Origin of the sequence: Clostridium sp. AM42-4 (assembly GCF_003480105.1) — a bacterium.
GTDB lineage: Bacteria > Bacillota > Clostridia > Lachnospirales > Lachnospiraceae > Brotaphodocola.
Genome location: NZ_QUIK01000049.1, coordinates 1 through 408, shown reverse-complemented (window position 1 = coordinate 408; position 408 = coordinate 1). Strand labels below are relative to the sequence as shown.

1 riboswitch is annotated in these 408 nt (G+C 37.3%).

Features of this window, described 5'->3' with window-relative positions:
* The first annotated feature begins 133 nt into the window (after positions 1 to 133).
* Positions 134 to 209: riboswitch (cyclic di-GMP riboswitch) on the top strand.
* Positions 210 to 408: the final 199 nt, after the last annotated feature.

The following is a 408-nucleotide window of genomic DNA, read 5'->3' as shown; positions in this document are numbered from 1 at the left end:
GAAGAATAGTTCGAGTATATATATCGGCTGTTTTTTTTGTTTTCAGGCGTTAAAACGGTAATGTTTTTCTTGTGTACAGTAGAGCGCTATAGTATAATAAAACCAGTTTTTTACATAAGTTTAAAAGCTATAATAAGGAAATCGGCAAACCAGATGAAAGTCTGGGACGCAAAGCTACAGGGCCTGTAAAATGGCAGCCAGTTGCATGAAATGATGTGCACTGTCTGTCTGACAGTGTTTTTTTGCGGTGTTATTTCATAGACGTAACAACAATGATTTTACCAGGAAAGAAAGAGGTAAAGTATGAAAAAGGCAAAACGTTGTCTGATAGCAGTGGTGTCAGGTGTACTTGTAGCAACTACTGTCTTGTCTGGATGTGGACAGTCAAAGAAAGAAGTATCTAAAAAC